This is a genomic window from Acidimicrobiales bacterium (genome assembly GCA_035533595.1).
Lineage (GTDB): Bacteria > Actinomycetota > Acidimicrobiia > Acidimicrobiales > Bog-793 > DATLTN01.
Genome location: DATLTN010000036.1, coordinates 1 through 9,286 on the forward strand (window position 1 = coordinate 1; position 9,286 = coordinate 9,286).

General features: G+C 72.4%; 10 protein-coding genes. 5 read left to right on the plus strand and 5 right to left on the minus strand.

The window, feature by feature from the left end:
• The 3 genes from VNF07_07010 to VNF07_07020 all read right to left on the minus strand — a co-directional run.
• On the minus strand, positions 1-235 hold a 235-nt coding region (locus VNF07_07010), incomplete at its 3' end, for a hypothetical protein (GenBank protein ID HVB05974.1).
• A gap of 109 nt (positions 236-344) precedes the next feature.
• Positions 345-1,016 carry an ATP-binding protein gene (locus VNF07_07015; protein HVB05975.1) on the minus strand — a complete coding sequence of 224 codons (672 nt, stop codon included), beginning with the start codon at positions 1,014-1,016 and terminating at the stop codon, positions 345-347.
• A gap of 31 nt (positions 1,017-1,047) precedes the next feature.
• Positions 1,048-1,263, minus strand: a complete 216-nt coding sequence (locus VNF07_07020) for a hypothetical protein (protein ID HVB05976.1) — start codon at positions 1,261-1,263, stop codon at positions 1,048-1,050.
• Positions 1,264-1,678: 415 nt separating this feature from the next.
• Here VNF07_07020 and VNF07_07025 point away from each other — a divergent pair, with 415 nt between their 5' ends.
• Genes VNF07_07025 through VNF07_07035 form a run of 3 tightly spaced genes read left to right on the plus strand, consistent with a single transcriptional unit; the run spans position 1,679 to position 3,539 of the window.
• Positions 1,679-2,365, plus strand: a complete 687-nt coding sequence (locus tag VNF07_07025; GenBank protein ID HVB05977.1) for an HAD family hydrolase — start codon at positions 1,679-1,681, stop codon at positions 2,363-2,365.
• 24 nt (positions 2,366-2,389) lie between these two features.
• Positions 2,390-2,695, plus strand: coding sequence for a hypothetical protein (locus VNF07_07030; protein HVB05978.1), 306 nt, complete (start codon positions 2,390-2,392; stop codon positions 2,693-2,695).
• Positions 2,696-2,753: 58 nt separating this feature from the next.
• Complete coding sequence (locus VNF07_07035; protein HVB05979.1) at positions 2,754-3,539, plus strand: alpha/beta hydrolase; 786 nt, start codon at positions 2,754-2,756, stop codon at positions 3,537-3,539.
• A gap of 39 nt (positions 3,540-3,578) precedes the next feature.
• On the opposite strand, the gene VNF07_07040 is transcribed toward VNF07_07035, so the two are convergent.
• Both VNF07_07040 and VNF07_07045 read right to left on the minus strand, forming a co-directional pair.
• A complete protein-coding gene (locus VNF07_07040; protein HVB05980.1) occupies positions 3,579-4,709 on the minus strand; it encodes a cobalamin-independent methionine synthase II family protein in 1,131 nt (376 codons plus the stop codon).
• A gap of 88 nt (positions 4,710-4,797) precedes the next feature.
• Positions 4,798-6,084, minus strand: a complete 1,287-nt coding sequence (locus VNF07_07045) for a helix-turn-helix domain-containing protein (protein HVB05981.1) — start codon at positions 6,082-6,084, stop codon at positions 4,798-4,800.
• A gap of 124 nt (positions 6,085-6,208) precedes the next feature.
• On the opposite strand from VNF07_07045, the gene VNF07_07050 reads away from it, so the two are divergent.
• A complete protein-coding gene (locus VNF07_07050) occupies positions 6,209-7,948 on the plus strand; it encodes a homocysteine S-methyltransferase family protein (GenBank protein HVB05982.1) in 1,740 nt (579 codons plus the stop codon).
• Positions 7,949-8,077: 129 nt separating this feature from the next.
• A partial coding sequence (metK, locus tag VNF07_07055; protein HVB05983.1) for a methionine adenosyltransferase occupies positions 8,078-9,286 on the plus strand: 1,209 nt, incomplete at its 3' end.

Below are 9,286 nucleotides of genomic sequence, written 5' to 3' on the forward strand. Positions count from 1 at the left end.
CGTCGCCCGGGTCGATGATCTTCCAGTTCTCGCTCGTGCCCTCGCCGAGCGAGGGCGTGAAGACCCGCGGCACGGTGTCGAGGCGCTCACGGCGCTCCTCGGTGAGGGTGTAGCGCATGCTGCCGACCTGGCGGACGTAGACCCGCTCCTGGTCGTAGCGGTCCTTGTAGACGTGGACGTTCTGCGCCGTCTGCTCGCGCGTCGGGGTCTGCTCGCGTTCCTGCTGCTGGGTCATGGGTGCCTCCTCGGAAATGTGGGCGCGTCGGATCGAGGGGTCGTCGACGAAAAGGGGCACGCCCTGAGTTGCATCAGTGTCCCACGGCGGACGCCGCGCGTTCCGGGCGTCACGCGGCCGGCGTTCCGGGCGTCACGCGGCCGGCGTGGCCGGGCGTCATAGGGCCGGTCACCGTCCAGTTTTGATGCTTGCGGGGGGTGAGGATCCGCAGCACCTCCGGGTCGAGGTCCGAGAGGTAGACGCTCGTCCCGGGCGTCGTCCGCGCCCGTCGTCGATCCTGCTCCAATAGCGCGGTGACTTTGCCGCGCTCGAGCCTGAGGACGTGCGTCTCGTTGGAGTCCTCGGCTCTAGAGACGATGTCGCAACGGCCGCCGAGCTGCTGGTAGGCGAGGATGCCGATCGCCTTCTCGCCGAGCGTCCGCGGATCGTCGACCTTCGCGGACTCAAAGAGGCTGCGCGCCACCAAGCGGAGATGGTCAGGCGTCATCCCTCGCCCTTCGTCCTCGATGACGATCAGCGGCCGCTGGCCCTTCCGGCGAAGGAGCACGCGAATGCGGCCGCCCGGGCGCTCCGCCTCCGCGTACCCGTCGGCCGCGTTCGAGACGAATTCGTTGAGCGCGTCCTTCGGATCCTGATACGCCTGCCCGGAGACGAGCACCGCCTTCGCGAGGTTCCCGATCCGCAACCGGACCTTCTCCGCTGGCATATGCGTAAGCGGCGCGAGATCGAGGAAGTGGGTCCGCGGCAGTGGCATCCTCGTCAGCAGCAGAGCCGTGGCCACTGGCGCGAGCGGCCAGGGCTTGCGAATGCCACTAGCTGCGCCGTTCCAACCTGACCCGCACGTCCGCGATGTGGGAATTGGTCCGCTTCACCGCTGCCTGCATCGCCGAGAGGGCATCCGTCGCCGCATCGCCCGTGGCAGCAGCCTCGATTCCCGCTTCGAGCTCATCCAGGGCAGCGGCGACGTGTGAGGCCAAGTCGCGCACCGCATCCTTCAGTTCCTTGAACTCCTCGTCGGTGACGCTCATTCGCCTTGCCGCCTTCCTGGATTCGCTCCGAGCTCAGACCGAGCCGGAGACGCCGAACAGGCCTAGCGCTTTTTCCGCTCGCCGTCGACCGCTTGCTGCCCGGCCGGGATCGCGAGATCAGGTCCTCCCCGGGGCGCAGGTCTCCGAAATCGAGGGGCAGGTACATTTCGACGATGCAGCTCAGCTTTGTGCCCTGGTGGCTGACGCTCATTGTCGCGATCGCGACGACCGCCGTCTTCCTGTCCTGCATCTTGGCCTGGCATCGCCTCCCGCAGACGACGTGTCGTGAGGCTCCTCGACGAGAGACATCCTGGCGGAGAGGCACGGTGAACAGTCGCGGGGTGAGGATGGATGACCGGACGCGGCGAACGTCGACACCGCGGCCGGCACCTTCACTCTTTGCGACACTCGGCTCGTGCAGATTGCGGTGATCCTCGACGTCGGGGGCGTCCTGCTCCTGCCGGACGAGGAGGCCGTCAGTTCGGCCCTTCGTAGTTCTGGACTCATGCCGGACGACGCGCTGTTGAGCGCCGCGCACTACTTCGCCGTACATCACGCCGACGACGAGGCGCGAGCCCTGACCGATCGCCCCTATGAGATCGGCTACCTCTCGGCGCTCGGCTTCGGCGGCGATGAACTGGCCGCAGGTTTCCAGGCCTTCGACGAGCTGTGGAAGCTGCCGGCGATCGACCTCTGGTCGCGGCAGGTTCCCGGCGGGGGCGAGCTGCTTGCCGAGCTCTCCTCTGGGGGCAGGCCGGTCGCAATCGTCAGCAACGCCGACGGAACCGTGGAGCAGAGTCTCGTTCGCCAAGGGCTATGCCAGGTTGGACCCGGCGCCGCTCCCACGGTCGCCGCCATCGTCGACTCGGCAGTCGTCGGGGTCGCAAAACCCGACCCGAGAGTATTTGCCCCGGCACTCGCGGCACTCCGGCGCGAGCCGGCGCAATGCGTCCACGTCGGTGACTCCGAGCGATTCGACGTCCGAGGAGCAGAGGCCGCGGGCATCCGGCCCCTTCACTACGACCCGCACCGCCTCTGTCGGAGCCCTACGGCCCACTCGCACCTCTCGTCGCTCTCGGACCTCTGGAGTGTGCTCGACTGACGTCCGACGCAGGAGGAGGCTGAGATGGCGGCAACTCTCAAGCTGACGCACAAGGCGATCGGTGTGGAGGTCCGTCGTGGCACCTTCGATGCCGTGCTCGACGGCGAGCGCGTCGGGTCGGTCGAGATGAACGAGACGATCGAGCTACCGCTCGAAGCCGGGCACCACACCCTGCAAATCCGCAATGGCCGAAACCTGAGCCGCACCCTGGCCTTTCAAGCGACCGACGGTCAGGTCCTCGCCTTCCGGTGCACCGGGAAGCGGTTCTTGCCGATCTTCCTCGCGTCGTTCGTCATGCCACGCCTGGCGCTCGCGCTCCGTCCGGACTAGCAGGAGCGGCCCGGGAAAGGCGGGCTGGCCTGCACCCTGTCGCAGTAGCTTTCCCACCGTGGACGGCCGCTTCATCGAGCTTCCCGGCGTGCGCCTGTGGTGCGTGGACTCGGGCGGCGACGGGCCTTCGATCGTCTTCCTGCACGCGAAGACCGGCACCAGCGAGTCGTGGGAGCCGCAGCTCGCGTACTTCGCCGAGCACGGCTACCGCGTGATCGCCTTCGACCGCCGGGGCTCGGGCGAGAGCCACCCGGCGCTCGACGGCACCGAGCAGCCGGGCACGCTCGCGGGCGACCTCGACGCGCTCGCCGAGACGCTCGCGATCGGACGCTTCCACCTCGTCTCGGTCGCGGCCGGTGCATTCGCCGCCCTCGACTACGCAGCGTGGAAACCCGAGCGCCTGCGCTCCGTGGTCGCCGCGGCGACGATGAGCTCGTTCGACGAGGAGGAGATCGCCGAGTTCGGCCGGCGCATCAGGGTGGAGGCGCTGCGCGAGCCGGGCGAGATCGCCAACCTCGAGGTGTCCGCCGGCTACCGGGGCGCCAACCCGGAGGGAACCCGCCGGTGGCTCGAGATCGAGGCCGCCGCGAGCCGACAGGGGGCCGCGGGGCAGGGACTGCGGTCGCCCAACCGCTACGAGAAGTTCGAGCGGATCGAGGTCCCCGTCCTCGCGCTCGCCGGCGGCGCGGACCTCATCGCGCCGCCCGCGCTCGTGCGCCTCTGGGCTGCGCACCTCCCGCACGCCGAGGTCGACATCCTCCCCGAGGCCGGCCACTCCATCGCCTGGGAGGACCCGGCCGCGTTCAACGAGCGCGTCCTCGCCTTCATCGAGAAGTTCAGCTAACCGGCCCGCCAGCTCCCGCTGGCGGGCTGACCCCTCCGCTCAGCTCCAGGTGGAGTGGGCGACGTCGCTGATCAGCTGCAGCTTGGCCCGCTGCTCCTCGGGGCTCATCGGCGCGTTCGCCGCCGAGGCGAAGCCGCACTGGGTGCTCAGCGCGAAGTTCGCCGCCGGGTGGTGCCGCCCTGCCTCGGCGATGCGCGACTCGACGACACCCCGGTCCTCGAGCTCGCCGGCCTTGGTCGTGAGCAGACCGAGGACGACCGTGCTCTCCGGGTCGATCGCGCTGATCGGCCCGAAGTCGCCGGCGCGGTCCGAGTCGTACTCGAGGAGGACGACGTCGACGTCGAGGTTCGGGAAGAGCTGGTCGGCGATCGCGCCGTAGCCGCCGCTCGAGTGCCACGTGCCGCCCGGCATGTTGCCGCGGCAGACGTGCAGCGCGCGGGTGACGCCGTCGAGGCCGTCGAAGACCGAGCTGTCGAGCTTGCCGTCGAAGGCGAGCTGGGCATCGAGGTCGTGGCCGTGCTCCTTGTGGAAGGCGCGGTTGTCCGGGTCGCACAGCGAGCCGTAGTTCGGCGCGTCGAGCTGGATGTAGTCACAGCCCTGGGAGACGAGCCACTCAGCGACGCCGTGCAGCCAGTCGCGCACGTCGCTCAGGAAGTCCTCGCAGCTCGGGTAGGCCGAGGTGGAGAGCTCGTCGGACCAGTACCGCCGGTGGTAGCTCGGCGCGGCCATCGTGTACTTGGTGCGCGAGTTGGTGTGCTGGGTGAGGTAGGGGTACTCCTCGCCCACCTTGTAGCCCTCGAGCGGGTGGATCTTCCCGACGACCGTCGGGAAGCCACCGGCGAAGGCCGAGTTGCTGCCGCCACCGCCGCCGCCCGCTGCGAGGTGGACGTTCGCCGGATAGGAGCGCTCGCCGGGGCGGGCCTCGAGGCCACCGAGGTGGCGCGCCGTGTCCGCCCAGCCGGGGCGGCGCATCTCGCCGTCGGTGATCACGTCGAGGCCGACGCCCTCCTGGATCGCGATGCACTCGAGGACCGTCTCGTCCTCGATCTTGGCGAGCTCCGAGGCGTCGATCTCGCCGGCGGCGAGCCGCTTTCGCGCCTCCAGCAACCGCTCCGGCTGCAGCAGGCTGCCGACCACCTCGGCCTTTGCGGTGCTCTGCTTCCCGGCCATCTGGCCCCCCTTCTCCCGATGGAGCGGCCCCCCCGCTCCCCGCCGGCGGAGTGTAGACACACCGGCGACGCTCCTCCCAACACCCCTTTCAGGGGAGGATCCGCAGCGCCTCGAGCGCGAGCTGCGCGAGGACGCGGTCGCCCGCCGTCGCGAGCGACAGGCCGGTGAGCGCCTCGATCCGCCCCAGGCGGTAGCCGACGGTGTTCAGGTGGACGAGGAGCTCGTCCGCGCTCGCCCGCCGGCTGCCGTTGTGGGCGAGGTAGCTGCGCAGCGTGTCGAGGAGCACTTCGTGCTCGCCGGCGGGCGGGACGAGGGGGCCGAGGACGTCGGCGGCGAAGCGGCCGAGCTCCTCGTCGGGTACGTGCACGAGGAGACGGTGCACCCCGAGGCTGTCGTGCGCCGCGACCTCGCCGACGAGGCGCAGGCGGCGGGCGACGAACAGCGCCCGCTGCGCCTCGGCGTCGGCGCCTCCGAGGCCCTCTGCGAGCCGCGCCGGGCGGCTCGCGCCGAGGGAGAGCTCGAGCCCGCGGAACGCCCGGCCGAGCGCCCCGGCGACGCGCCGCGCCGGTGGGTCGCCGGCGTCGTCGACGGGCGCGAGCACGAGCACGTGGTCGGCGCGCTCGACGGCCGCGAAGCCGCTCCCGAGCGCACCGAGCTCGAGCGCGAGGCGGCCAAGCAGCGGCTCGTCGCGCCCCCCGTCGAGGGGCCCGACGGCGAGCGCGACGTAGCTCGCCCCCGGCACGAGGCCGGCGAGACGGGCGAGCTCGGCGGCACGGCTGGGATCGGCGGGGCCGGCGAGGAGGCTCTCCAGGAACTCGCTCCGGTAGCGGCGGCGAAGCTCGAGGTCGCGCGCCTCGCGGAGGAAGGCGAGCGCGTAGATGGGGGTCGCGTGCTGCAGCGTCATCAACGCGAGGTCCTCGCCCGCCGCGCCGCGCGGGCAGGCGGCGACGAGGAAGCCGAGGACGCGCTCCCCGCTCGACACGGGGGCGATTGCGCAGTGCTCGACGACCGGCCATTCCGGGAGGGCGTGCAGGCGGAGCGGGAGGCGCTGGTGGCGGACGCTGTCGACGACGGCCCGCAGGCGCGCGTCCCCCTCGGCGCCGCCGAGGGGGTCCTCCCCCTCCCCCGCCGCGACGAGGGGGCGGAAGAGCTCGTCGAAGACGAGCAGCCGCGCGCCGATCGCCCGCGCCAGCTCCTCGCTGATCGACTCGATGCCGCGACCCTCGAGGGCCATCTCGGTGAGCCGGTCGACGACGGCGATGGTCCCGCGAAGGGCGCGGTTCTGGCGCTCGAGCGCACGGCGGAGGAGCCCCTCGGGGCGCGGCGAGGGCGGCAGCTCCCCGGGCCAGCGCTCGTCCGCCCAATTCTTCCGCACCGCGTCCCCCGCCTCGTGTCCGGCCGGATGGTACGCGCCCGGTACCATCCGCGGCGCGTCCCACGCCCGCCAACCCGATGAGGCCGGGAAGCCCCCGGACCTCCGCGACCGCCTCGCCCGCGGGGTGCTCGTCGCGGACGGCGCGATGGGCACCTTGCTGCACGCCTTTGGCGCCTCGCTCGACCGCTGCCTCCCCGAGCTCAACCTCTCCCACCCCGACCTCGTCCGCGAGGTGCACCGCGGCTACCTCGCGGCGGGGGCGGAGCTGATCGAGACGAACACCTTCGGCGCCGACCGCCTGACGATGGCGCAGTACGGCCTCGGTGACGACATGGCGCAGGTGAACACCGCCGGCGTCGCCATCGCCGCCGAGTCCCGCGCCGCCACCGGCTCCCTCGCCTACCTCGCCGGCTCGATCGCCCCACCGCTCGCGGGCGGGGCCCTCGGCCACGCCGTCGACGCCGTCCTCGAGCAGGCCGCGGCGCTCGAGGAGGCCGGAGCGGAGGTGCTCGTGCTCGAGACCTTCGGGGAGCTCGAGCTCCTTGCCTCCGCGCTCACGGCGCTGCGCGCCCGCTGCGGCCTGCCGATCGTCGCCCAGATGACCTTCACCGAGGAGGGGCGGAGCCTCGCCGGCGAGGAGCCGGACGAGGCGGCACGACGCCTCGGCGACCTCGGCGCGGACGTCGTCGGAGCCAACTGCACCCTCGGCCCGCGGGGCATCCTCGCGGTCCTCGAGCGCCTCGCCACCGCCTCGCCGGTCCCGCTCAGCATCATGCCGAACGCCGGCCCGCCGAGGTTCGCGCACGGCCGCGCCGAGTACCGGCCGAACCCCGACTACTTCGCCCGCGCCGGCCTCGCCCTCGCCGCGGGCGGCGCGGTGATCGTCGGCGGCTGCTGCGGGACGACCCCGGCGCACATCGCCGCCCTCGCCGAGCAGCTCGCGAGCGGGGTCCCGCCGGCCGCCGCTCCCCCGCCTCCAGCGCCGCCGAAGGTCGTCTCGGACCGCCGCCCGGCGGTGCGCGGCGTCGCGGCGCGCTTCGCGGCCGGTGAGTTCGTGCTCGCCGCCGAGGTCGTCCCGCCTCCCGCCGGCGAACCGGGCCGCGGCCTCGAGGAGGCGGCCCGGCTCCTCGCCGCGGGTGCGGACAGCCTCGTCGTCGGCCGCGGCTCGCCGGCGGCGATGGAGCCACTGGCCTTCGCGGTGCTGCTGCTCGAGCAGCTCGGCATCGAGCCGCTCGTCCTCGCGCCGACCGCGGACCGCTCGCTCCTCGGCCTGCAGGCGGACCTGCTCGGTGCACACGCCCTCGGGGTGCGCTCGGTCCTCTGCACCGCGGGGCCGCGGACGCCCCGCGGGGACTACCCAGAAGCCACCGACTCCTTCGACGTCGACCCGCTCGCCCTCGTGCAGGCGCTCGCCGCGCTGAACGACGGGGGCGGAGCCTCGGGGACCGGCTTCCTCATCGGCGCGCTCGGCGACCCGGGCGCCGCCGATCTCGAGGCCGAGGGCGAGCGGGCACGCGCCGCGCTCGCGTCGGGTGCGAGCTTCCTCGTCACGACCCCGACCCTCGAGGGCGACCGTCTCGAGCAGCTGCTCTCCGGCCTCCCCACGACGCGGACGCTGCTCGGCGTCGCCGCGCCCACCGACTTCGCGCACGCCGAGTTCCTCCACTTCGAGCGGCCGGAGGTGACCGTCGGCGTCGCCGCGCTCGCGCGCCTGCAGCGGTCGCCAGCGGGAGAGGGGACGGGGCGGCGGCTGGTCGTCGACCTCGTGCGCCGCGCCCGCCCGAGGCTCGCCGGAGTGGTCGTCGCCGACCTCATCGGGACCGACGCCGCCGGGCTGCTCGCCGACCTCGCCGCGGAGAGCTGAGCGCCGCTGGGCGTCCGCCCTTGTCACATCCGCCAGGATTATATGTACAATTTTGTGTCATATGCCAGTGACCCCCGCCGGGCGGGCGAGGAGACTGGGGCGGTAGATCTCGAACGGGGGGCTTCGGCGATGGCAAACCAGGGCGACGGGCGCGGACACCTGCTTCTCACCTCAGAGAGCGTGACCGAGGGACACCCCGACAAGATCTGCGACCAGATCTCCGACGCGGTGCTCGACGCCTGCCTGAAAAAGAGCCCGAGCGCGCGCGTCGCCTGCGAGTCGGCGATCAAGAGCGACGCCTCCCAGCACTGGGTGGCGGTCTTCGGCGAGACGACGCCCGCGATCGCGCCGCAAGAGGTCGACGGCCTGGTGCGCGACACGCTCCGCGAGATCGGCTACACCGACGTCGCGTTCGGCACCTCCTGTGACGAGGTGCGCGTCGAGGTCCTCCTCTCCAGCCAGTCCGCGGACATCGCGCAGGGCGTCGACAAGTCCCTCGAGTCCCGCGAGGGCGACCAGGACGACGACCTCGACACCGGCGCCGGCGACCAGGGGATGATGTTCGGCTACGCGACCGACGAGACCGCCGAGCTGATGCCGCTCCCGATCGTCCTCGCGCACCGCCTGACGCGCCGCCTCGCCGAGGTGCGCAAGCAGGGCACCCTCGACTGGCTGCGCCCCGACGGAAAGAGCCAGGTCTCGGTCGAGTACGTGGACGGCGTCCCGGACCGCATCGGCGCGATCGTCGTCTCCACCCAGCACTCAGAAGAGGTCGAGGAGAAGGAGATCCGCGACGCGGTCCTCGAGCTGATCGTCGCCCCCGTCGTGCCCCCGGCGCTGTTGGACCAGAAGACGAACTACTTCGTCAACCCGACGGGGCGCTTCGTCGTCGGCGGCCCCTTCGGCGACGCCGGCCTCACGGGGCGCAAGATCATCGTCGACAGCTACGGCGGCCTCGCCCGCCACGGCGGCGGCGCCTTTTCCGGCAAGGACCCGACCAAGGTCGACCGCTCCGGCGCCTACGCGGCCCGCTGGGTGGCGAAGAACGTCGTCGCCGCCGGGCTCGCGAAGCGCTGCGAGGTGCAGATCGCCTACGCGATCGGCGTCGCCCGCCCCGTCTCGGTCGCCGTCGAGACCTTCGGCACCGAGCGCGCCGGCAGCGCGGAGATCGCCGCCGCGATCCACGAGGTCTTCGACCTCCGCCCCGCGGCGATCATCCGCGACCTCGACCTCCGCCGGCCGATCTACCAGCCGACCGCGAGCTACGGCCACTTCGGGCGCGTCGACCTCGACCTCCCCTGGGAGCGCGTCGACCGTGCCGAGGCGCTGCGGAGCGCG

Excerpts from the sequence above, each read along its gene's own strand:
- VNF07_07020 (HVB05976.1), bottom strand. The coding sequence starts at position 1,263 with ATGAGCGTCACCGACGAGGAGTTCAAGGAACTGAAGGATGCGGTGCGC.
- VNF07_07030 (HVB05978.1), top strand. The coding sequence starts at position 2,390 with ATGGCGGCAACTCTCAAGCTGACGCACAAGGCGATCGGTGTGGAGGTC.
- VNF07_07040 (HVB05980.1), bottom strand. The coding sequence starts at position 4,709 with ATGGCCGGGAAGCAGAGCACCGCAAAGGCCGAGGTGGTCGGCAGCCTG.